This window comes from Morganella morganii (assembly GCF_019242955.1).
In the GTDB taxonomy this organism is placed as follows: domain Bacteria; phylum Pseudomonadota; class Gammaproteobacteria; order Enterobacterales; family Enterobacteriaceae; genus Morganella; species Morganella sibonii.
The window spans coordinates 1777818-1801545 of the sequence record NZ_CP066129.1 but is presented as its reverse complement, the minus strand read 5'-3'; the positions used below and the strand labels follow the sequence as shown (position 1 = coordinate 1801545).

22 protein-coding genes and 4 pseudogenes are annotated in these 23728 nt (G+C 45.1%); 3 read left to right on the top strand and 23 right to left on the bottom strand.

Annotated features, from left to right (window positions below):
• Positions 1 to 86 precede the first annotated feature (86 nt).
• On the top strand, positions 87 to 305 hold the full coding sequence (gene osmB, locus JC793_RS08305) for an osmotically-inducible lipoprotein OsmB (RefSeq protein WP_166708957.1): 219 nt from the start codon (positions 87 to 89) through the stop codon (positions 303 to 305).
• Between the two features lie 92 nt (positions 306 to 397).
• On the opposite strand, the gene JC793_RS08300 is transcribed toward osmB, so the two are convergent.
• The 3 genes from JC793_RS08300 to JC793_RS08290 all read right to left on the bottom strand — a co-directional run bounded on the left by JC793_RS08300 (position 398) and on the right by JC793_RS08290 (position 1995).
• Positions 398 to 985, bottom strand: coding sequence for a DUF1287 domain-containing protein (locus JC793_RS08300; protein ID WP_218428132.1), 588 nt, complete (start codon positions 983 to 985; stop codon positions 398 to 400).
• A 17-nt stretch (positions 986 to 1002) separates the two neighbouring features.
• The gene (locus JC793_RS08295) at positions 1003 to 1440 is read right to left on the bottom strand and encodes a hypothetical protein (RefSeq protein ID WP_218428130.1); all 438 of its coding nucleotides are present in this window, start codon (positions 1438 to 1440) and stop codon (positions 1003 to 1005) included.
• A 258-nt stretch (positions 1441 to 1698) separates the two neighbouring features.
• The gene (locus tag JC793_RS08290) at positions 1699 to 1995 is read right to left on the bottom strand and encodes a YidC/Oxa1 family membrane protein insertase (protein ID WP_052926070.1); all 297 of its coding nucleotides are present in this window, start codon (positions 1993 to 1995) and stop codon (positions 1699 to 1701) included.
• Positions 1996 to 2449: 454 nt separating this feature from the next.
• Between JC793_RS08290 and JC793_RS08285 the strand changes: the two genes are divergently transcribed.
• Positions 2450 to 2956 (top strand): DapH/DapD/GlmU-related protein, encoded by a 507-nt coding sequence (locus JC793_RS08285; protein WP_218428128.1) that lies wholly within the window; start codon positions 2450 to 2452, stop codon positions 2954 to 2956.
• A 303-nt stretch (positions 2957 to 3259) separates the two neighbouring features.
• On the opposite strand, the gene JC793_RS08280 is transcribed toward JC793_RS08285, so the two are convergent.
• The 7 genes and pseudogenes from JC793_RS08280 to JC793_RS08250 all read right to left on the bottom strand — a co-directional run bounded on the left by JC793_RS08280 (position 3260) and on the right by JC793_RS08250 (position 9108).
• On the bottom strand, positions 3260 to 3952 hold the full coding sequence (locus JC793_RS08280) for a hypothetical protein (protein WP_218428127.1): 693 nt from the start codon (positions 3950 to 3952) through the stop codon (positions 3260 to 3262).
• A gap of 719 nt (positions 3953 to 4671) precedes the next feature.
• On the bottom strand, positions 4672 to 4740 hold the full coding sequence (locus tag JC793_RS08275; protein WP_080989261.1) for a DUF4113 domain-containing protein: 69 nt from the start codon (positions 4738 to 4740) through the stop codon (positions 4672 to 4674).
• A gap of 86 nt (positions 4741 to 4826) precedes the next feature.
• Complete coding sequence (gene arsC / locus JC793_RS08270) at positions 4827 to 5246, bottom strand: arsenate reductase (glutaredoxin) (RefSeq protein ID WP_052926055.1); 420 nt, start codon at positions 5244 to 5246, stop codon at positions 4827 to 4829.
• Positions 5247 to 5256: 10 nt separating this feature from the next.
• A pseudogene (locus tag JC793_RS08265) lies at positions 5257 to 6547 on the bottom strand (arsenic transporter).
• A gap of 50 nt (positions 6548 to 6597) precedes the next feature.
• Complete coding sequence (gene arsA, locus JC793_RS08260; RefSeq protein ID WP_052926053.1) at positions 6598 to 8349, bottom strand: arsenical pump-driving ATPase; 1752 nt, start codon at positions 8347 to 8349, stop codon at positions 6598 to 6600.
• A 10-nt stretch (positions 8350 to 8359) separates the two neighbouring features.
• Positions 8360 to 8725 carry an arsenite efflux transporter metallochaperone ArsD gene (arsD, locus tag JC793_RS08255; protein ID WP_052926052.1) on the bottom strand — a complete coding sequence of 122 codons (366 nt, stop codon included), beginning with the start codon at positions 8723 to 8725 and terminating at the stop codon, positions 8360 to 8362.
• Between the two features lie 47 nt (positions 8726 to 8772).
• Positions 8773 to 9108 carry a metalloregulator ArsR/SmtB family transcription factor gene (locus JC793_RS08250; protein WP_052926051.1) on the bottom strand — a complete coding sequence of 112 codons (336 nt, stop codon included), beginning with the start codon at positions 9106 to 9108 and terminating at the stop codon, positions 8773 to 8775.
• A gap of 90 nt (positions 9109 to 9198) precedes the next feature.
• Here JC793_RS08250 and JC793_RS19565 point away from each other — a divergent pair.
• Positions 9199 to 9410: pseudogene (locus tag JC793_RS19565) on the top strand (site-specific integrase); the annotation flags it as partial.
• A 185-nt stretch (positions 9411 to 9595) separates the two neighbouring features.
• On the opposite strand, the pseudogene JC793_RS19560 reads toward JC793_RS19565, so the two are convergent.
• The 13 genes and pseudogenes from JC793_RS19560 to JC793_RS19545 all read right to left on the bottom strand — a co-directional run bounded on the left by JC793_RS19560 (position 9596) and on the right by JC793_RS19545 (position 23699).
• A pseudogene (locus JC793_RS19560) lies at positions 9596 to 10340 on the bottom strand (SAM-dependent methyltransferase).
• A gap of 198 nt (positions 10341 to 10538) precedes the next feature.
• Positions 10539 to 11135 (bottom strand): annotated as a pseudogene (locus JC793_RS19555) (class I SAM-dependent methyltransferase); the annotation flags it as partial.
• A 106-nt stretch (positions 11136 to 11241) separates the two neighbouring features.
• Complete coding sequence (locus JC793_RS08240; RefSeq protein ID WP_052926049.1) at positions 11242 to 11499, bottom strand: YjhX family toxin; 258 nt, start codon at positions 11497 to 11499, stop codon at positions 11242 to 11244.
• A gap of 522 nt (positions 11500 to 12021) precedes the next feature.
• The gene (locus JC793_RS08235; RefSeq protein WP_218428125.1) at positions 12022 to 13563 is read right to left on the bottom strand and encodes a phage tail fiber protein; all 1542 of its coding nucleotides are present in this window, start codon (positions 13561 to 13563) and stop codon (positions 12022 to 12024) included.
• Between the two features lie 381 nt (positions 13564 to 13944).
• On the bottom strand, positions 13945 to 14631 hold the full coding sequence (locus JC793_RS08230; protein ID WP_052926046.1) for a hypothetical protein: 687 nt from the start codon (positions 14629 to 14631) through the stop codon (positions 13945 to 13947).
• Positions 14628 to 14948 carry a hypothetical protein gene (locus tag JC793_RS08225; RefSeq protein ID WP_004238646.1) on the bottom strand — a complete coding sequence of 107 codons (321 nt, stop codon included), beginning with the start codon at positions 14946 to 14948 and terminating at the stop codon, positions 14628 to 14630. Before JC793_RS08225 ends, JC793_RS08230 begins: the two co-directional genes overlap by 4 nt.
• 1 nt (position 14949) lies before the next feature.
• On the bottom strand, positions 14950 to 18084 hold the full coding sequence (locus tag JC793_RS08220) for a TipJ family phage tail tip protein (RefSeq protein WP_052926045.1): 3135 nt from the start codon (positions 18082 to 18084) through the stop codon (positions 14950 to 14952).
• Entirely contained in the window at positions 18085 to 18666 is a 582-nt protein-coding gene (locus JC793_RS08215; protein ID WP_230058898.1) for a tail assembly protein, read from the bottom strand.
• Positions 18594 to 19307, bottom strand: coding sequence for a C40 family peptidase (locus JC793_RS08210; protein ID WP_036414553.1), 714 nt, complete (start codon positions 19305 to 19307; stop codon positions 18594 to 18596). The genes JC793_RS08215 and JC793_RS08210 overlap by 73 nt, the downstream gene beginning before the upstream one ends.
• A 3-nt stretch (positions 19308 to 19310) precedes the next feature.
• The gene (locus tag JC793_RS08205) at positions 19311 to 20009 is read right to left on the bottom strand and encodes a phage minor tail protein L (protein ID WP_036423162.1); all 699 of its coding nucleotides are present in this window, start codon (positions 20007 to 20009) and stop codon (positions 19311 to 19313) included.
• A complete protein-coding gene (locus JC793_RS08200) occupies positions 20006 to 20335 on the bottom strand; it encodes a phage tail protein (RefSeq protein ID WP_052926044.1) in 330 nt (109 codons plus the stop codon). Before JC793_RS08200 ends, JC793_RS08205 begins: the two co-directional genes overlap by 4 nt.
• Before the next feature lie 39 nt (positions 20336 to 20374).
• Entirely contained in the window at positions 20375 to 21253 is an 879-nt protein-coding gene (locus JC793_RS19550; protein WP_247717344.1) for a hypothetical protein, read from the bottom strand.
• 361 nt (positions 21254 to 21614) lie between these two features.
• Positions 21615 to 23699, bottom strand: coding sequence for a tape measure protein (locus JC793_RS19545; RefSeq protein WP_247717343.1), 2085 nt, complete (start codon positions 23697 to 23699; stop codon positions 21615 to 21617).
• Positions 23700 to 23728 lie beyond the last annotated feature (29 nt).

Genomic DNA, 23728 nt, shown 5'->3' with positions numbered 1-23728 from the left:
TGTTACGTATTTCCCGATTATTCTGATACAGGTGATTCCCGAACAGGTCTATGTTGTAACACGCCAATTGTTCAGGAGTTTACATGATGAAAATGAATATGAAGAGAGTAAGTGCAGTGACTTTATCTGCAGTCCTGCTGCTTGCTGTGGCCGGTTGCTCTAATATGTCAAAACGTGACCGGAATACTGCTATCGGGGCCGGTGTCGGCGCTGTCGGTGGTGCAATCCTGACCGACGGCAGTGCACTGGGAACCGTCGGCGGTGCGGCAATCGGCGGTCTTATCGGAAATCAGGTTAAAAAATAATTTCCGGAGCCGGCGTTCTGCCGGCTCTTTCATCGCGATTACCGTTATTTATGACTCTTTATTTATAACTCTTTATTTATAACTCTTTTTAACTACCCTGCTTTATACCGGTAATGTCCGGTAATTTTCCAGCTGAACAGGACATCCTCGCTGACCTGCCCGCCGCCGATATTATGCATTATCAGCCGGTTTCCGCTGTGCGGGGCTATTTCATCTGTCACAATACCGATATGCGGACGGCCGTTATCCAGTTGCCAGGTCACAATATCACCGGCCACATAATCCGCCGCATTTTGTGTTATCGGTTTGCTTTCCCCTTTCCGGCTGAAAAAGACCATCAGATTAGGTACCCGCCGGTGATCAATGTTGGTATCCGGCCGCGTTTGTCCCCACAATTTACGCCCCGGATAACGGGAAAATGCCGTTTTAATATCTTCATGAACTTCTTTTTGCAAATCGATGCCGATTTTCCGGTAACTGCGGATCACCACATCAGAACATACCCCTTTCCGGGGAGAAACATCCCCGCCCGGATAGCTGATTTTTTCATAAGACGGGTCATACAGAACCAGACGATCAAGCTGCTGAGCAGCCTGACTCAGCGAATCCGCACTGTGACCGGCAGGTACTATTCCGGCAAACAGCAAAACAATCCCCGGCCAGGTAATATAACGACGCATTATTCCTCCGCAATGGCTCAGAATATCCCGTCGTTGCTCCAGATATACCGTAATACCCCGGCAGCATCCTGCGGACTGAGCTGCAATATACTCTGATACAACGCTGATTTTATTTCACAGGCCAGTATGGCATCTTTTTCCAGCGTTCCGGCTTCCTCTTTATCCAGTAAATCGCCATAGGTATGGCGTAACCGGAGAAAGACACTGATGTATAATGCGTCAATTTCTGCCTGAGATAAACCCGGCTCTGTCTTTTTTGCGGGTAAAAACTTAACCGTTGTTCCGTTATCCTGCCCGGCCGGATAAATAAAACCAAAGCACAGTCCCCCGGAAGGATCTTTATCCATCGCATTATTAAATAATGCCAAACGATTTTCTGCATATTGCAGAATAATTTCATCCGGTGTTTGTTGCAGTAATACTTTCCGCTCTGTCGTATTACTGAGGTAAACCATGCGGTAAAAATTCTGTAGTTTGAGGCCGGATAACAGGTAACTCCGTCCGGATATCTTGTTGTATTCCGTTTCAGCTGTTACGGCTTTCGGTAACAGAGAAAAAATCAGAAGTAAAAAGATAAAGAAAGCAGATAAATACGCTGTAATACGTAACCGGGGTATTACAGTAAACAGCAGATCAGTCCCCGGCACCGGAGCAGAATTTACGGATACAGCACCCGTCTGCATCTGCACTGTCATATCAGCAGATTACCGGAATCATTCCAGTACCAGTTTATCCTGCCCGGCCCGTTCAGCCCAGACATTATATTCTCTGACCAGCGTCATCACTTCATTGTTGGAATCTTTCATTTCCCGCATATGTGCCTGGAGTTTTTTCAGATCACCGGGAAATTCACGCTGAATCTCCTCTGTTTTTTTCCGTAAGCGCTGCATTTCTTTATTTCGTTTTTCCAGTGCCGCCACCAGCATATCCCTGATTTGATTACACTGCGCAATAGCTTCGGCTTCAGGAGAAAATTCCGGATACTCCCGCATATCATCATTATCAGTCATAAACGTATTATCCTTGTCTGCAATATACCGGACATTGATTATAACGTTTTACTGCCGTTATTGTCTCAGCACCTTACCCGCCGGGAAAAATATTACAGTCTGTTTATCCGGCATTATATTTTCACCGGCAGAGATATTCACTTATTACTCATTCGGTGATAAAACAGATTAAGTATAATTATGTGTATATTCGTAATAATCAGTTACATCAGGCTATCAGTGCTGACATTGTTCGCTCAAAGTATAATTGATTATAAAACTCAGCACACTGATTAATTTTACTTGCGGCTATTTATATCTGATAAATTAAATGAAGATATTTTATATATCCGAGAATATTGCAATGAGAACACTATATGCTATAAAATTTTTAAAAAATACAACACTACGGGGAGATATATGCTATAATAACACAGGCTAATAATTGCTTTATACGTATACAAAAGAGTCACTTATGATTAAATATTTCTGGTATTCTTTAAAGAAAAAAACCCTCCCCCGCCAAGCCGTTATTTTTTTCAACACGTCAACGTTATCCGGAAAAAAAAGATGTAAAATACTTTTAAAATCAGGAATTATCGCTGATCAATCTGTATCAATTACATCTCCGGTATATTTTGAATTCGGAAACATTAAGTTAATTGGTGATGTCTTTATTAATGCAAATTGTAATTTTCTGGATAATGCACTAATTACTATTGACCATAATACAATGATTGGCCCTAATGTCACTATCAGCACCGTCAGTCATCCTGTATCTCCGGAAAAAAGACATAGCGACAATATCATATTGCCTGTTAATATCGGAAAAAATGTCTGGATTGGTGCAGGGGCAGTTATTCTGCCCGGCATAACAATCGGGGATAACAGCATTATTGCCGCGAACAGTGTAGTCAACCATGACATCCCCGCCGATTCTCTTTATGCCGGTACCCCCGCACGCTTTATTAAAACAGTATAATTATTTGGTTCTGTACCAGCCCATTAATGTGATATAGGCGTTGACGACTGAAATTAATGAACCACTGCCTGTATTTCCGGTTGTGCCGGAAAAACTATGACTATGTGCGCCAATTGCAACAGTATGGTTATATACAATACTCTTACACATGCAGTTAATGTGCTCCGGACTGTATTTTATGCTGAGCAACAAGCACATTGACCGGATATATTTCGCTCATTAAAGTGTTCCGTTATTTAACGGAGTACTTTAATAATATAAAATTCATTATCAACTACCAGCCTGATCCCGGGACACCTGTCGTTACTGTTGTTGTCTGTGTTGGTGAAGAGGAAGAATCACTGATTTAGTACTTAGTTCACTAATATCAATAGACACCAGAGCGTTATTGTATTTTTTCATATCACTTTCCTTATGAATTTTACCATAACTGTTAAGAGCAAAAATCTCAAAGACACCAATAAGAAAAAGGGATAATAAATAATAAAAATCAACCGTATTATAAATACTGAAATAAAAATCAAAACATATTACCAAAACCATCGCAGCAACCCACGACAATGCTTTTACAATATATTTTCTTTTATCTTTCTTGTGCTTATCGAAATCAATATGGATTGCATTATCCACTAAAACATACGGCATGATATTTCTCAGGGTAATATCTCCATACTGCCACTCGTTTATTTTTGCCGAGATAAACATAAAAATATTTCTGTCTTTATGTTTAGTAATTCTCGTTGTTCTCTTACTTATTATCTCATCTATTTTTATATTAAGATAATTAATGATTATTTCATCTTTAGCTTTTTCCTTATAACTACAAAATTCATTTAACCGCTTATTCTTAAACTTAGAATAAATACCAAAGAAAACCTCGTATTTATATCCGATAAAAATCATTATCGTTAATAGTATTAAATATCTTTTTTCGGGATCAAACACATATTTGACTATCTCATCAACAGAATCCATCAGTTCTTTAAATGCAGACATATTATTTAATCCTTAATCTTATACCATGAAAAATATCCTCTGACCTGAACGGGATACGCTCAATGCAATGCAGGACATTTAACATCAGGAGATACAACGACAAAAGAAACAGCAGGAGTCCGCATAGCTGCCTTTTTTCTTTCATGCAAAGGTAAACGCGATTAATACCACCAGCGGCGGGATAGCCCCCACACCTATTGGTGACGCGGCGATAAGAGACAGAACATATATGGTGAGCATAATCACAATCCGCGGTTAGTTAAATTCGTCGCTGTAAACTATATCACCCTGTCCCGTCACGGGATATCCGCAACACCGAATCATCTTGCTGAACACGTGCGGAGAATTGAGCAGACCATGACTATTGATGGCACGAATATGGCACGCGCACTAATAAAAACCGTTTAGTTATGTATTATGCAGAAAAGAAAAAACCCGTTAACTGGTTGAGAGTTAACGGGTCTTTATATGGTGCCGGCTACCGGAGTCGAACTGGTGACCTACTGATTACAAGTCAGTAGTTTTGTTTTTTAATCAATTAGATACCGCATTAAATCACGCTTTCACGTCCCAACAATTAAAAAGATTGAAAAGGTATAAAGCACATCTAAAACCATTTGTGTCCCAAATATGTCCCATCACTTCTACCAACAGCTATACCCCCCATCATTTAAACAATTTGCATATTTGCGACAACTCTTTGTCTAACTGGTGCCACATTAACTTTTCACCTCCGGTAACTGACTAAAATTTGTTGTGTATGCCGGTGATAGCATTTCGCTCTTCATCTTATACCCGCTGCCAACACCTTTCCGGCAAATATACAGAGTTGTATAATTACTAAATTTATAAAGTATCAGATAACTAAGTTACCTTACTTTTTTACTGTACTGATAGTAATCACTTCTCCATCCTCTTTCACAAATTCACTCTGTAATTTACTCGGTAAAATATCCAACACTAATTCAGATGGACGACAGAGCTTTACACCCAATGGAGTGACAACTATTGGTCTGTTAATCAGAAGAGGATACTTCAGCATGAAATAGATAAGCTGTGTATCTGTGAATCGACCACTATCAAGTTCCAGTTTTTTGTAAGGTTCAACATTTTTACGCAGCAGATCTCTTACTGTAATCTTCATTTTTACAATGAGTTTTATCAAAACATCTCTGTCTGGTGGTGTATCCAAATAATGGATAATATTAGGTTCAATACCGCTACTTCGGATCATAGCAAGTGTATTCCGGGATGTTCCGCAATCCGGATTATGATAAATCGTTATATTGCTCATGTAGTCACCATTAATTGAGATACGAAAGCCTTATGACTAAAGTGATTAGAGTAATGGTTAAGACCGGAACAGTCATAATAATGCCTGTTTTTAAGTAATACCCCCATGTGATAGTCATATTTCTCTGAGATAAGACATGAAGCCATAATAATGTTGCAAGGCTTCCGATAGGCGTAATTTTCGGACCTAAATCTGCACCGATAACATTGGCATAGACCATGGCTTCCTGAATAAGACCGGTTGCATTGCTACCATCAATCGATAATGCCCCGACAAGGACGGTCGGCATGTTATTCATAACAGAAGATAAAAAAGCAATGATATAGCCTGTTCCCAGTGTTGCTGCCCATATTCCCTTGTCAGCGAGGTAATTAAGTATTTCTGACAGGTAATTTGTGAGCCCGGCATTTCTCAGACCATAGACGACAATATACATACCCAGCGAAAAAATAACAATCTGCCACGGAGCACCACGTAACACTTTCCGTGTATTAATTATTTTGCCATGTGACGCAACAAGCCATAAAACAGATGCACCCACTGCCGCAATAGCACTGACCGGAATACCCAGCGGTTCGAGAACAAAGAAACCAATGAGCAGTAAAATCAGGACAAACCATCCCGCCTTAAATGTTTTCAGATCTTTGATAGCCGATGCCGGAATAACCAGCTTTGACGTATCGTAGTATTTTGGAATATCCCTGCGGAAAAACCAGTGCAGCATAAAAAGTGTTGCAATAATAGCAACAATATCTACCGGCACCATGACAGAAGCATATTCTGTAAATCCGATATTAAAGAAATCAGCAGAGACAATATTTACCAGGTTTGAGACTATCAGCGGCAAACTGGCTGTATCGGCGATGAATCCTGCGGCCATAACAAACGCCAATGTTGTCCCTTTACTAAATCCCAGTGCCAGTAACATTGCAATAACGATAGGTGTTAATATGAGTGCTGCACCATCATTGGCAAATAAGGCGGCCACACTCGCGCCCAGCAAGATAATATAACTGAATAATAGTTTCCCTTTTCCGCCCCCCCCATTTTGCTACGTGGAGTGCAGCCCATTCAAAAAAACCACTCTCATCCAGAATAAGGCTGATGATAATAACGGCGACAAAAGTCCCTGTCGCATTCCAGACGATATCCCAGACAACAGGGATATCCTGAACAGTAATTACTCCGGATAAGAGTGCAGCTAACGCACCCAGGGTCGCGCTCCAGCCTATACTCAGCCCTTTGGGCTGCCAGATAACAAAGGTAATGGTCAGAACAAATATTAATGCAGCAACAAGCATAGCAACCTCTTTCAGAAGGTGCAGGAAGCACCTTCTGCCAATGATAAAACTCAATCAGCCAACCGGCTCAGTGCCACGATACCAACAGGCTCGTTTTCAAGCAGCGGTACGATTGCTACTCGTTTTGCCAGCGATGATGTCACTTTTTTGATCTGCGGAATTTCATGCTCTGCTCTGGAAAGTAATAACGGAGATGTTGTTTCAGTGACAGAAAGGCTGTTATTGATGACCCAGGCCCACGGATGAATACCAGCTCTCATAAGATCATTCTGTAAGTTTTCGGCTTCAAGTACCGGGGTTGTTTCTGCCAGGGTCGTAATGATGACCTTGGTTCTTTCCGGATCCTGCAGTTGCATCATAGGTGTCAGGAAATGGCCTTTTTCACCCATTTTTTTTGCGATTTCTTTGTGATAGGCACCGGTGGCATCGAGCAGAAGCAGAGTATGCCCGGTTGGTGCTGTATCCATAATAACAAAACGATTCCCGGCTTCACGGATGATGCGTGAGAATGCCTGGAATACAGCAATTTCCTCTGTACACGGAGAACGCAAATCTTCCTCAAGTAATGCCCGGCCTTCCGTATCCAGAGATTTTCCTTTTGTCTCCAGTACATAGTTGCGGTAGCGTTCGGTTTCTGCAACAGGGTCAATCCTGCTGACCTGCAGATTAGGCAGGCTCCCGTTTAATGTATTTTCCAGGTGTGCAGCCGGGTCTGAGGTAGTCAGATGAACATCAGCGCCCTGTTCTGCGAGTTTTACTGCAATTGACGCGGCAATTGTGGTTTTACCGACACCGCCTTTACCCATCAGCATCACCAGTCCGTGCTTCTGCACTGCAATCTCGTCAACAAGAGACGATAGTGGCTGCAATGACAGGTCAGGCTTAGTATTGTGAATAGCCGGCAATGTTTGTTCTTTGTCAGATAATAATTCCTTTAGTGCCTCGATCCCGACCATATTACGGACACGTAGCATCAACATGTCTGTCGGTAGGTTGCGGAGTATATCCGGCATATTTTGTATTGCAGTCTGTTCACGGTTACGGAGCGCCTGCGATAATTTGTCTCCGGCTGTCATCGCTGATTCCGGGAATACACCATTAATTATCAGCTGCTGATTTTTTACACCTAATGCTGAAAGCTCGTCATAAGTACGGGCAACTTCACGCAATGCGGCTGACTGAGGGCGGGCAACCAGAATTAAGCGGGTTAATTGTTTATTGCTCAGTGCGTCAACTGCCATGCTATATTGTTCACGTTGCTTTTCAAGTCCGGACATCGGGCCGAGGCAGGAAGCACCGTCCGGATTATCACTGATGAAATCACTCCAGGCACCCGGTAACTGTAACAACCGGATAGTATGGCCGGTCGGAGCTGTATCAAAAATAATGTGGTCAAACTGATTTGTGATTTTTATATCTGTCAGTAAGCCGGTAAATTCATCAAATGCAGCAATTTCGGTTGTACAGGCACCGGATAGTTGCTCGGTGATACTCTGAATTACGGCTGCCGGTAAACTGTCTTTTATCGGGTCTATGATTTTTTTCCGGTATTCTTCCGCAGCGGCTTGGGGGTCTATCTCGATAGCGGACAGATTAGGTACGGCGGAAATCTGTGTAATCGTATTGCCGATAGTTTGTGAAAATACCTGTCCGACATTGGACGCCGGATCGGTACTGACCAAAAGAACTTTTTTTTCGCTCTCTGCCAATTTAATCGCAGTTGCGCATGAAATTGATGTTTTACCCACACCACCTTTACCAGTAAAAAATAAGTAATCGGGCACGTTATCCAGAAATTTCATTTTTGTCTCCTCAACAGCATGTCTTATTGTTTCCGCAGCAACCGGCTGACAGGACTGATTTTTCATCAGAAATGCGAATACCAAACCAACGGGCTAACTCATGCCGTTTCGGGTAACGTCCTGTCAGAACAACCTCGCCATCAAGAAGCAGTAATGGCAGTGCATCTGCGCCGGCAGTTTCGAGAAATACTTTAGCTTTTGCGTTATTTACAAATTCCATCGGCTCTTGTCCCAGATTAAAACGGCGGACATTGGCACCCTGTTTTTTCAGCCAATCAAAATCAGTGGCAAAATCCACTAACGCCTGATCGACATCTGTTCCGCAGACGCCGGTACTGCAACATAAGGCAGGATCAAACACTTCCAGCTTCTTCATATTTACACCTCATATATGATTAATCGAATATGTTAATTTAAAAAATTTTATGCCTGACAGTTACCTGCTGTATTTTTGTTGTTTATGGCAGCGAGTAACTGTGAAACTCTGTTTTTCTCGGTGGAATATGTCACCTCGATGATATTTTTAATCCATGGTAACAATGCCGGAGATAACCTGTAATGAACCCATTTCCCGTGTTTAGAGTCCAGAAGTAGTCCAGACTCTCTGAGCATTGCGAGATGTCTTGATGTTTTTGGCTGTGACAAATTTAGTGCTGTGTAAATATCACAAACACACAATTCACCAGATGCTTTAAGCAGTAATATGATATTCAATCGTGTTTGGTCGCTTAATATTTTAAACAGTTGTAAGGATTCCATATCTGCTCCTGTATAGTTATTGAGGCTTAATCTACTCCTGTTACACATATGCGTCAAATCGAATATATTATTTATCGTAATAAATAAGGAATAACCACCAATACCCTGACCACCAACTTTAAAAAAGCCAAGGATGAAGCAAGTATCGACTTGGAAGAGGATACGCCAGCTACATTCTATGAAATGCAGTCATTATCTGAGCGCTTATACAAGAAACAGGGAATAAGACCAAAAATCTGCCGGGTCATAAAAACCAGAAGCAAATGGATAAATATCATGATGACCGTGGAAAAATAGGATAAAGGTGTTGATCTGATATTTTATTGACCCATAGTTAAATTTGTGTATCGGCCTTCCAGGCTGTGTGCCAACTGCCGACATATTTTGTATTCTTTGTGAACTGGTTTATAGAAAGCAGATCAATGTATCTGTTCAATGCAAAGAAAAAATCCCAGTATCTCCGGAAAAAAATGCCGGGAGTCTGTTGTTACCTGGCTATGAGCGCAAACACACCCCAACCAAAGTATTCCCGCCCGTACGTCACATGGCGTTTCGGCGAGATATTTAACTCAGCCCTAACCTCAGCAGCAAAGTCGTCATCAGGATTGGCTTCCAGCCAGCGGCGCATGGTCAGCCATTTCGCGGCTTCATACCTGTCCCAGCCATCCTGGTCCGCCAGCACCATTTCCACCACGTCGTAGCCGAGGTCGTCGAACGCACTGATAAGTTCAGGCAACATCAGGAGATCAGCTATTGCGCTGACGCCGCATGCCTGAGCTATCTCTTCTGTTGAGGGTAGCTGACGCCAGAAGGGTTCTCCGATAAGCATGATCCCGCCCGGCTTAAGGCTCTGCGCCAGCAACTCCACCATCCCGGCAAATCCACCGGCAATCCATGTCGCACCTACGCAGGCGGCCACATCGAATTTATCTTCTGCCACATACCCAGCGGCATCGTTATGTATGAACTGAACCCGATCGCTGACACCGAGCTCTTCAGCGCGCAGTCTGGCCTGCGCGCTGAACAACTGACTCATATCGATACCGAGCCCAGTAATGGAGTACTCCGGGCCAGGTACAAAGCATTTCACCCGAGCCGCTGCCCAGGTCAAGAATGTGTGTATTCGGCTTCATGCGTAACACACGACCCAGCGTGGCGTACTTCTCTTCCGTGAACGGGTTGTGGATGCGGTGTTCGCTTTCACTGATGGTAAAAATACGTGGGATATCCAATACTGAATTCCTTTTATTGCTTTGAGTATTAAGAGAAAGTTCCTCTGAGGTTTTTGCTTTTTCAGCCAGCAGAGCAAACAACTTCCCTTCAAATGTCTCGCTGACTGGCCAGTTGTGACTTTCAGGAGGAGGAAGCAGGGTAAATCCGGCATTGTTGAGCAAGCTAGCGTACTCTTCATCGCGCCAGGCCGTCATTTGGCTGCCGAAACGCGAGGTGTGACCATTTACCTCTATGGTCCAGAACTGCGTTGAGCTGATCTGCGTTTTTTCATCCCAGCCATGTTCCGTCAGTAGTAGATGAGGGACACCCAGAAAAAGCCCGTCCGGACAGCGTTGCCAGCTCACTTCAGCCATTCCCTGACGCTTAACTTCTTCGAAAGTATGGACTTCAGTGAGCAGCCTGCCCCCCGGATCCAGCCACAGCGCGCAGTGGTTGACGAGCAAGCGCGCATCCTCCGAGCTGAACACATTCAGTTCCCCGAACGTCATCATGATGAAATCGAACGACCTATCCGGCCAGTATGCACGGATATCCTGCTGAATATAGTCGATGTTTAAACCAGCATTCTGCGCCTGCTGACAGGCCCAGTTCACGGATGCCGGTGAGAAATCCACGCCAGTGCAGTGAAATCCACGCTCCGCTAAGCGGTGGGTATAAAAGCCGGGACCGCAACCGAGATCGAGTATGTGTGCCCCAGGGGATAACTGGCTGGCGATCCACTCTACCTGTTGCTCAATGATGCTCTGCCTGCGGCTGGCCCAGTCGTGGTCCTGCGATAAATGGTTCGACAGCATGCGCTGGCTGAAGGCCGGTTCGTCCCAGGGGATTTTGCTTTCCTCCGCCGACAGTTGAATGTGTCGGGATGAGGAAATAAGGGTGCTGATATCCATCATGCTCTCCTTAGCGGTTATCAAGCTGCGCACGAACGTTATTCAGCCCGGTGGTGTTGATGCGGTACGGCTGACCGTTGACGGACTTGATAAGTTTTTTGGTTTTGAGTTTTTTGAAGGTGGCAAGGGTACAGTCGGTGAGCAACAGCCCTTCACGGGTGTAACATTCAACAGCGGTGAGGCGACCAGACGCATCGCGGACTTGCGCAATACAACCACCTTTGGCGAGAACGTGTAAGGTACGTTGTTCCTGACGGGATAAATTCATACTGGAAAACCTGTTTAATCATCATGTGCAAAACTTGCAAACACACAGTGGTGTCCACATTCGATTTCGGCGCATTGATAATCAGTTCGACCTAAAAAGGTCGGTAAGCTGATTATCGGATGATTACATTCTCCAGCATCAAAGCCTCGGGTTAGTTGAAAGGTATTTACGGAATAAATGTTAACACACAATTTAAATATGGGTATGTATCATACGATAAAGTGTGATTTGTTTCATAAAACTACCTTTTTTAACTTTGGCCTTCTCCCCATTGATTCACACAGTGGTGATGACCTTGCCAAAAAACCGGGGCTTATACAGCAACAGGTATCGCGCTATGAGTCTGAAAAACATCAATGACCATAGACACTGTTGTGATGATTGCTCACGCACTTAATGTTTCTTTAAACGGATTCTATCTGATTACTTTACCTTCCCTGAATATGATAACTGTGCAATTTTGTTAAATTATTACAACGTACGCAAATATCCGCGCCGGATATCCATCAGCGCGACTTTGTTTTATTCCTCTGAATCTTCGGCCTGCTCCGCAACCTCCTGTGCTTCACGCCCTGCCTGCTCACGTTCCATCTGTTCAGCCAATTCGCGCTGTTTCACATTCCACACTGAGCCCTGCGGCATTTCCACGCGCACATCCAGGCGGGTGTATTCCGGCAGGTCACAGGGCTCGCCGTCCTGATAGAAAATGCGCTCACCTTCCGGGGTGACCTCTTTCAGCCGCCAGTTCTGGAAACGTTCCGGCAAATGCGCATGCTGACGGTGACAGGTTTCAATTATGATACTGCCGTCTTCCAGTACGCGGTCATCGACATAAATCAACTCAAGGCCGTTATTGTCTTTCGGTACCGAAATTCCACCGTTTACGCCCCATGCACCATCTGAGTTATAACCAAGAATGCCGGTGATGTGATACTGGCCGGTGCCGGTACCACGGACTTCCGCACCTTCGGATTCGTCGTTGGCATCAAAGGTACCGTCCGGGTAGATTTGGATAATTGGGGATGAGCGTTTTATAAATCCATTTCCATCCACTACGGTGTTCTTTTCGGTTCTAAAAGTCCAGGCACTTCCCATGGTATTTGTACCCTGAGTACCAGCTCGATAATAAAGCAACCCATCGTTCCCGACAATTAATTGCATATTAGAAGTATTACCGCTGGAATCGCTCCAACCTCTAAAATTTATAAGACCCATATATTGACGATTTCCATTCCCCCATATTTGGTCCATCTCAAATAAACCATTGGTGATACCAAAAGGGTATTTGGTAAAATCATTAACCTCACTCTTTGATAATTTCCTGAAATCCCAATGGCGTTGCATAGCAAATTGTGGCAACGGATTTGCCACAAACGGTAATTCTAATTTAGTGGCCTTGTCATTGACCCACTCTCTGGTTGCAAGCGCTCCGCCATTAGCAGGCAGGCCAAAGTATCGCCACCCGCCTCCGCCGCCATTTGCAACAATGGAAGGTGATGCGGCAGTTGAATCCAGTGCAACTGCGATGGCTCCAGACTTTGCGCCAACAAGCTTTTCCATGTAATGCGCACCAGCCCAATCTATGTTTTTAGTCGCGCTATCTATTTTTGTAATGCTGTCGGTTATTCCTTTTAGATTATTGTCTGTTTCCTGAATCGCTTTATTTAGTGCTTTAACACTCTTCAGCGTCACCTTCTGGCCGTTCGGCAGCTCAATTTCCACCTGGACGGTGTCTGTCATCCACTGCTGCATGGCCTGGAGAAAATAAACGATATAGCCCTGGTTCGCTGACATGGTACGGGCTGCATCCGAAATGGTATCCGGTACCGTGGTGGCAATGGAGTATTTCGCGCCGCTGAGCGTTACCGGGGCGTTGAATGATAACACCAGTTCGGTATCACTGTTTACCGCGCGGATCATCATACTGACGGGTGTCACCCCGTTCTCGATACAGATAAGCTGGCCGGGGGCCACGCCGTGAATATTCTTTTTCCACTGCGTACCGGTACCGGTCACAATCGGTGAACCGGCGTTAATGGCTATAGTGCCGTCTGTGTAAATCATGGGGTTTCCTTAAATTTCAGACGAAAAAAAACCGCCGGAGCGGTTGTTGGAGGAGATTATTTATTTTGATTTTAGTTTTGCGGATCGAAGTAAGCGACGGTAACGGCGATAATCAGTCCTCTGTACTCTTGCCTTTAACACATGTAATTTTGTCAAACGTATCCATGCGGATCCAGCCATGTAAACCCAGAACAGGATCACCTGTACTGAAAAACCGTTTACTGTCCGGCGCATATTTTGTCAGCTTAGCTGAGTAATGCCGGTTATCCAGCCCCTCAAACATATGCCCGGTACAATCCACTGGTTTGGTGTATACGTTATGACTGCAGGCTGTCAGCGTGGTTATTGAAGCTAATGTGATTAATTTTGATATATTCATTCTTATATCCCCGTTGTATCTATTATCATTATATATAGCGGTATATCACATGATTCAAAAGATTGTGACGCATGCGGTCTGGAATACGTATCAACCAACAGACGTACTTCCAGTTTAGAACCGTTCATTCGCCAGAAATAAGACTCGAATTCCATATATTCATCATAATTTGTTCTTTTCTGAGCACCACCGCCAAATACAACTGCACAGTTATTACCATTATTAGGCATTGTCATAGACCACATTGTATCAGGCCATAGTTTAAGCCGCTGAACATGCAGTATATTTGCAACGCCCCAGTTAGTATTATATACCACCTGATTGGTTAGCGGGTTTATCACAACTATTCCCGTTTTTTGATTACGCACCTTAACAGGAGCGTTGCCAAACTCCCAGATTTCTATATTTCCGCCGGGACCGTCGCGGAAAGGCATCGAGACAAAAGCATTGTTATTCGTATTGTCAAACGCCTGACCACCTATTCTGACCCAGAATGATGCTCTGGCTGCGATCATTTGTGTTTTCGGATGAACTCTGGCAGGAAAATAAACCTCTTTGATGGTTCCCTGTCCGGCATCCTGTACTTTCGGACAATGAAATGACTGCTTTCTGATTAACCCTAACGCTATATTAGTACCGTCAATTTGCATCCGGCCGGTGTCACCAAAACATATAAAACCGTGTTTCATGATTTTACACCATATAATATACGCATATAAGTTTCCCTAGCTCTCTGTTCGTCGTTTCGCCTTAAATTACCCTCAAAAATAATAACGCCATTTTCAACCCGGCAATCGCACCAGCCGTTATGATTGAACCAAAAGCTCGGATTAACCCAGACGAAAATCTCCCCCATAGGGAGCAGGTTCCGGTGATCCCAGCTATATTTAAACTGACCGACCGGTGCAGGATTAATATCATGCCAACCGACGAACCGACCGAGTCTTTTACCGGAATCTAATATTTTATTACCGCGATCATCATATACAATAATCCCGTGAGCCATATTAATACCCCGATATATCACCAATAATGACCGTCAGCCGGTTATTGTCATATACTTTAATACCGCCCGCTGTAATACCGGTACCGTTTGTTGTTGTTCCGTCAAAGAACTCAAATTTATTAGCCTTTGCATCCAGAATAAAACCCTGTTTACCCGGCACATAGTTCTCCGACTGCATTTTGTCAGTGACAACCACACTGTTAAGCCATGTCTGATTAATGAACGCCTCACGCATAAAGACCTGTCCGTCCTTCATGTACATGAACATGTCCATCGATTTTTTCACCGGATTATAAAACGCAAACTGCTGAGCGTTAAAACCGATAAGGGTGTTCACCTGACCACCTTTCAGCTCAGCCCCGATCACCATACCGGCGGAATAATCCTCACCGTTATAACGGATCCGGACTTTCATATCGTGGACCACGGATGCCTGACCGGATGCCATATCCCACTGCGCGCGGATGGAGTTCTGCGCCAGCGCCAGTCCGTCTTCTGCTTTAACCTGTACCGCGTCCAGTTTCTCTGCAAGTGCCGTTGTTTCCGTAACCGTGTAGTTGCGGACTTCGATGATTTCTGCTTTCATCGCACCGTTTTCACGCTGCCAGTAACCCCACTGACCGTAAACGTTATTGGCGTTGTTGATAATGGCCTCGAAGTTATCATTCGCCTGAGACTGCAGGTCTTTAATGATGGCTGAGTCTTCGAGCTCTTTTTGCACTACATCGAATATTTCATCCGCATGGTTATTGGACTGACCTTTTTCTTCAATAAAATGAGACTTACCATACTCATTAATACTTCGGATATAAAACCAGTAATCATGTCCGGGCTTTAACTGACCTTTTGACCACACTTTTGCTCTGCCAAGGAATTCAGCCTTCTGTTCAATGTTATTAATGTTGGTGATTCTTTGCTCGCCGGAAAACCAAAATTCAAACTCAGTATTCAGTGTATGCGGAGCACTGATATGTGGTATCAATTTCACCTCAAAGAAGCCTGACTCAACTCTGATAAACGAAGGGGCCGCTGGTGCACCAATAACCATCTGCACTTTCGATTCGCTTCCCAGCATTCCATTTTTATCTTTGCCGCGTACGCCAACCAGATATTTCCCAGCAGCCAATCCGTTGAAATAATATTCAAGATCAGACGTTTCACCAGTAAAGACAACCTTGTCATCTTTATAAACAGAAACAACGTAAGAAATATTGCGGTTAGCGGTTGCCATGGCCCACATAACTCTGGCCTGAACCTGAGAGCTGTCATTGATATAAGCTACGGAAAGGCGTTCAATGTCAGGGATTCGAACCGTATTTTGTGCAGGCGGATTGCCGGTGAAATTAACACCATCATCAACAATGTGCTCCTTTTTTGGTTCATGGAGAATACAGTTAAACTGATAGTTACCGTCTTTATCTTCAGTAATAGTCAGTACCCGGAACATTCGCGTAATCAGCGTGTTTTTCGATACAGAAAACACACCGAATTTTTGCAGTCCGGCTGGTTCGCTCTTCAGGATAACAATATCGCCATCTACTGATGATATTTCTGTTCTGATGAACTTCCCGCTGCCGCCGAGGTACGCAAAATATCCCTTATCACCAGAAGACCATTTTATAGGTGCATCTGTTTTTACTCTGCTGCCAACAACATCTAAAACCCGGCCACCGACTTTTGAACCCGCAAATGAATCATCCGCTATTTCAATGATGTCACCCGGAAGACAATTAATACCCTCCCTGAAAGTCGTGAATGTTACACTTTCAGTCTCAAGCTTCTCTGTTTCCAGAATCCATTTACCAACACGATGAGCCTGCCCCCTGCTGGTGCAACCGAAAGCCGTTACTTTCTTAACATTCAGTCCGCCAAATCTTATGATCTGACCATCATCCTGTATAAACTCCCTCTCTTCCTTCCAGCCGTTATCCGGGTTAATCCATGAAACTTCAACTGCATTATGCCTTGCACTTTTAGCTGTTGATGTATAATTGAATTTCCCGCCGATAACATTTGAGTTTGTGTATGTCCATTCCGGATCTGCGGGCCTGTCCTGAAAGCAGGTTAACTGCACTCCATCCCATAAAGGCATTCCGCGAAATACGGATGCCAAATCATCAATAACGTCTTTCGCTTTCCGCTGTGAGGTAATATAGGCATTGAAAGTAAATCGTGGCTCTTTGCCGCCAAACCCATCCGAAACCATTTCATCGCAATACCTGGCTATCGCATACAAAGCAAACCGGTCACAACCAAAACGCCCCATCACGGAACCAATCCCGTAACGCTCATTGGTCACCAGATCGTAAAAAATCCATGCGGGATTGTCTGTCCATGCAGGCTTAAACCTCCCCGTCCATATACCGTTATAGCTGCGGGTTTCCGGGTCATAATTATCCGGGACCTGAACAATCAGCCCTTTGATATGATATGTACGTTTAGGCGTGTCACCATACTGAGATTTATCAATGCGCATACCAACCACAGCGGAGTTTGGGTATGAAAATTTAGCATCCGTAATTTCTGTATAGCTGGCCCACACCGTCCCGTTTTTAAGAAGGTCACTTTTACTGTCATCAGTGAGGCGCGATACTCTTATCTGAAACGGCTTTTGCTTTGGCGCGTTAATAATATGTGATTCAAGGTACTGACCACTTATTTTCCCGGGACCTATTGTGATTGTTTTTTCTGTCACCCATCCGCTGCCAACATTAATCTCGACAAGCATCTGAACAGAAGTGTTTTCCTGGTTGCCTTTGTTGTCCTGTTTTACCAGCGCCGAAACACCTAATGTAAAGCGAATGCGATCGACTTCCTGATCAGATACCGTACGCAATATCGGTGTTTCTTTTTTCACTTCCACGTTTACAGGTATTTCTTTCTCAACAAACGGGAAACCATCGAGCGGAGACTGAGACTGCGTACCCGATCTCCACTGAACCTCGACCCCGCGAATATTCGGATTACCTTGTTTATCGACTATAGGCGTTCCGTTCAGCAGGAATCCCTGCATTCCGCCAACCGGTCCTTCTATAGGACCTTCTGACACCAAATCAATAATGTTGAGAAATTGCTTATTTTTCAGGTTGTCATCAACCAGATTCGGCGTGCTTCCGCCGCCACCACCTTTGCCCATTTATACTGTCTCCAACCCCTGTGAAATCACATTTGAGCCAACCACCATCTCTCCATAACAAAGCGGAACGGGATATCCTTGCCCGATTCTGTTGGAAAGTGAGCTGAAATACTGGTTACTTTCTGAATTGCCTTCACTGAAATTTGGTGCGCCCGGTGTTCTTGTCAGCATCGTTGCCACCCCTGCTGCCGCTATCCCGACACCGGCAGCAAACATAGCCGTCGATGTCATCGTTGCCAGAAAACCGCCCGGAATAAAGAATGCCCCGGCAATTAACGCTGCGCCGCCGATAATGCCAAGGAAGCCACCTGATTTTGCGCCACCTATAACCGGCACTATCGTGATAACATCATTATCATTAAGTGGGGTGTTTAATCCTGCCACTATGCAGTCCTCAGTCATATCATGACCGGCAACGCGTACCCTGAACTGCCCACGGTTTATTTCCCGTTTTAATCCGTCAATCTGATAACACAGACATCTTAACGCCTCACCTGCACTGCTGACCTCTAATTCAAACCGGCGTCCATATCGGCGTAAATAGCCAGCAAACTGTAGTCTGACCACTGTTTGTGCCTCCATATGCTGTGTGTGAATTTAAACCAGTAGCCACCGTAAACATCCCGCTTACTCAAACGATCAGGGCGATGATGAAGAATCTCCTGATTACCGATATATAGCGCTGCATGACAAGGTTTTGATGTACCCAGGCAGATAAGAATAACGTCGCCATCCTGTACTTCATCAACCTGATAAAAACCCTGTCCGGAAATGTTATCCAGATACAGATTGTCACCGGTGTACCACCAATTATCATGTCGCTCAAAGTTATCAAGACTGATGCCGCACAAATGGTAAGCATCCCGGATAATGCTGTAGCAGTCCTGCACACCGTGATTAAACTCACGCCCCAGCAATCGCGGAACAGGATTAAATTTCAGTAACCGGTCATCACAAACGAGCCACCACGGTAATCCGGTTTTAACCTGCATATCCCTGTCGCCCGCGCTTAAAAATGGCAGTCCAGCCGGATGACTGTGCACGACAGCTTCCACTTCTGCATGACTCTCAGCTCTCAGCCATTCCTCTGAGCTGATTTCAAAATAATTTTCCGGGTCAGGGTGAATATTGGTACACGGGAAATAAATTCCTCCTGAAACCAGCCCACACGACTCCCTCACACCTTCCGTTGTTGCATGTGCGATAATGTTACTTTCAATCATGGGTTAACCTAGTTTGTTGGAGCCGAGAAACCCACCGAACGGCAATACTGAGGAGTGGCGAAGTTTGCAGCCACGGTACTTATGAGAGCACTGATCTTTTGTCGGTTCATTGGTCGGCTGATCCTTTTCGTCTGCGACAGGAGGCCCGTCATATCCGCAATCCTGTCCACGATATCGCCACGGGCATATATCAGCCTGAATAACCCGGGCGGGAATTTGTGCATTATCTGTTTCTGTCGGCAGCGCCAGCACATATGTAACGAAATCTGAGTCTGAATTTTCACGTTGCTCAATAACAAATTTCTGTACAGCCTCACGGGACGGATCTGCCTGATTGTTTCCATCCGGAAAATTTACCGCATCAAGATATTGCTCCATAACCTGCCGTCTGGTAACAATCGCCCCCAGTGCGTCGTCATAATCGTTATTGATTGCAGTCAGCAACCCATCAATGTTGGCGAATGTCATCTTCGGCCTTGCTGACGCTCCCTGCGCTGTCATGCTGAGTCCGGTTACCTGAACCGGATACGGATCATATCGGTTACCCTGCCAAATCACCGGTTTCAACAGGCCGTTCATTCCGTCATGAAAGCGGTATACATTCCCGCCGAAGCGACTTAAATCCACCTCATACAAATCAAGCATTGCTGATTGTTCAATCTGAGTAACCGCAATCCGCATATCTGCCGGAATATCTCTCACGCAACCACCTCCTCAAATACACAATCAATCTGCCAGACAGACTGTTTCCTCGTTACCTGCCAGTTACGGCACACGAATGTCCGCAGGGTTTTGTCATCCCCTGTCAGCCACAGGAATGATTCCACGGCCCCACGCTGACTGAGAAAATTATCTATTTCACGTCCGACAGAAACCGGTTTGATGAATGCCAGGTTATATGTTTTAAGCTGATTATTGATTCCGTCTTTGGCTCTCTGCTCGTAGCCATTGCCGAATTTTGCAACCCTGACCTTCGGTTCATTATTAATTTGGCAGGCATCCTCAGGACGCCATTTAAATTCATCCATTTATCGGTTCCATTAAAAAAGCCACCGTACTGGTGGCTGTTAATAGCGCTGATTACCTTGTATTGCACCGCTTCTGATTTCTGTCATCAGAACGTCATATACAGTACCTTTAACCATCCTGGTTATCATTGTTGCTTCCTTTTCTGTCATGCCATTGGGAGCCTGAACCTGAAAATTGAAGTACATATCCCCCATGCTGACACCACCATCGCCACCCATCTGCCGGTTACTGATTACTTTTCCGCTGTCACCGGGGATCATGTACTGATGACCGTTCGATGCCTTGAATATTTCAGGCTGCCCGTTCTCACCAACGCGATACATTTTGTTAGCGTCAACGGGGCCACCGTTATAACGGGCACCGGCGACAGCCATTGTTTTACTTGCCGCCATGGCTGACATGTAAGACGCTGAACCGGCTGTAACCGCCGCTCCCATCGTTGCAATAGCAGCACTCATTGCCGCTGGAGCCCATGCTGACTGTGCTGCCACGGCCTGAGCAACAGTAGATGCCTGCGCTGCTGTTGACATGGCCTCACCAACAACCATATTTTTAATCTGCTGCATCCCCATCTGAACTAACGCCCCTACAGCCTCATCAACAATGGTTGATGCTACATTACGGAATGCATCATTAAGACTCTGTGCGCCGGTAATAAGCCCTGTCAGTACGTTGGATGAGCGCTGACCGAGAGCATCAAGACCATCTGCGAGAAACTGATTGGCCTGACTCTGATTACGCCAGATTTCCCACTGAGCATTCAGTCTTGCTTCCTCATACTCAGTGTTTGCTGCATTTATCAGCGCAAGACTTTGCTGTGCCGTAATAACTTTCTGATTTTCAAAATTTTTAATCAGTGCCAACTTCTGAGCGTGCTCATTAGCCAGCGCCTGAACAGGATCAACCTGAGCCATCATATCCTGAACAGGAGTGACGGCTGATTTCGCATTTATCTCCGCCGTTTTTCTGGCGTGTTCCGCTTTTAACTCAATGCTGCGTTTCTGATACTGCTCCTCGGTGATGAGGTTGCCTTTCAGTTGCCGTTCAAGCTGCTCACCGGCATGTTTGATGTCCTGATCAACTTTTGCCTGAGGGTTTTGCTCAAAAGCCTCTTTTCGGTCTTTGATTTTCTGCGTAAGGTCGTACTCTTTACCGGCCAGTGCTGTAACTTCGGCGATCTGAGCGGAATTAGCTTTTGAACCAAGCTTCTGTACTGCTTCAAGAATTGCAGCCTCGCGGGACAGCCCTTTTGTTTCCAGCTCTGCAACCTTCGTCGCATTAGCCAGGTCTGTTATCTTCTGTTTGAGTTTTTCCGCTTCTGTTGCTTCTTTTTTTTGCTTCGGATACCGCCTCCCTTGATATTTTAATACCGGTTTTTTTGGCTTCGCTTGCCTCGCCAGCTTTAGCAGCTAATTCAGCAAGTTTTTCAGCTTCCTGCTCTGATATCCCTTTATCTTCAACATAATACTTGACCTGTAATTGACGTCTTACTACGTCATCCTTCGCTCCAGCCATTTCAATTTCACGTTCAAGCGTCTTTTTCATGTCAGCGCCAGCATCTGACCATTCAACTTTCAGGCTTGCTGAATTGAACTTTTGTTTTGCTTTTGTGGCTCCGTCAAGGTCAAGCCCGTAAGCGCGAAGTGCTGCTCCGGCATTAGGTAGCAAAGTACTCGCATCTCGCTTTAGCAGCTCCTCGCCCTGCAACAATTCCCCGTTTAACTTCGCTTGCGCTGCACTGATAAAATTCACAGTCTTGCTTCTGTCATTTTGCACGCGCTCAAGATTGGCTTCTGCTTTTGCTAATTTTCTGGATATTATTTCGAGGTTCTTCTGGGTACTGCCAAAGTGTAATACCCCATCAGAATATGCTTTGTATGCTGTTTTGAGATTTTTAACCTCCTGCTCTGCAGAGCGCTGAGCATCCGTCAGAACTTCGAGCTCGTCCCTGGCATCTGCTATTTTTGCTGCCAGTTCGGTGCGAGACATTTTATCCATGCTGGCACGCAATTCATTTAGTGAATCAGCAAACTCTTGTGCTGATCTTTTTGCTTCTTCAGCTTTTTGGAAAAAATAATACACAGCGGCTCCGGCCAACATCGCAGCACCAACCGGTCCACCAATCAAGGATAGAGCTTTGCTTGCCAACCCACTTGCAACATTAAGTCTGTTCTGTGCCGCAGCGAGACTATTTGTGGCTACGGTTTCCTGCTGTGTTAATCCTGTTATTACTGCTGAGTTTACTGCCAATTCACGGCGAATTCTGGTTCTCTGCGCTTCAGTAGTGGCTGCTGCCAGCTGCGCACCCAGCGACTGCTGAACTGTCACAGCCAGAGTCTTCTCAGTTGCAATTCTGTTGATGGTTGCCGTGGCGGCTTCGATCTCAACTCTGACCGCTTGTTTTGTCGCCGCCATACCGGCAAGTGTCTCTTTAACTTTCTTTGCCTGAGCGGTAGCTGATAGCGTAAGAGCTCCAACATATCTAGACCCCATGACACCGGCTGCAATAAGCAATACGTTAGTCAGTGATTCCAGATTGTTGCTGGCAGATACGGTAGCGTCGTTGAAGATGTTTATAAATGTCTTAACAGTGGTGTTTTCGCCAAAAAATTTAGTAATATTATTGCTGGCGATCTGAAGAGACTGCGACATTGTTTGTGTTGTATTCGCAAACTCCTTTTCAATAGCTGGTCCCATTTCGCGGAATGCTTTTAACAGTACATCCGTGGTTAATTTGCCTTCTGCGGCCATCGCTCTCAGCTTGCCGATGCTGACACCCAGTGAATCCGCAAGTCCTTTCATCAGTGCCGGAGCCTGTTCACTCATTGAGTTAAATTCCTGCCCGCGCAGTACACCAGATGCCAGTGCCTGTGATAACTGGACAAGTGCACCTTCTGATTCTGCTGCTGTGGCACCTGAAACGGTCATTGCCTTTGAGATAGTGGTGGTTATCTGCCCTAACTCTTCGCCACTGAGCCCGGCACTGCGCATCGCTCTTTCCAGTCGTGAATACAGCGTTGCGATACCGTCAAGGCTTGAACGACTGTTCTGAGCAATATCAAACACGCGCTGATTCACCACAGCCAGCGTCTCTCCGGTCTTTATGGAGTTGACGAGTTTGTTATTCAGCGCCGTCCAAGCTTCCGCGTAGCTGGTAACGGCTGACACAGACCAGTAAGCAGTCAGAGATGCGGCAACCCGCGACAGCGAGGCCATTGAGCGCTCAGTGCCATTGACGGCGGTCGTTGTGCGGTTAAATCTGCCTTCCATATTCCGCAGCCGCTGATCCAGTTGACGCTGTGATGTCAGCAACTGAGCAACATCCATCTGCACCTGATATACGATTTCACCGACGTTTGCCATTTACCGGCTCCTTAAAATGAAAAACCGCC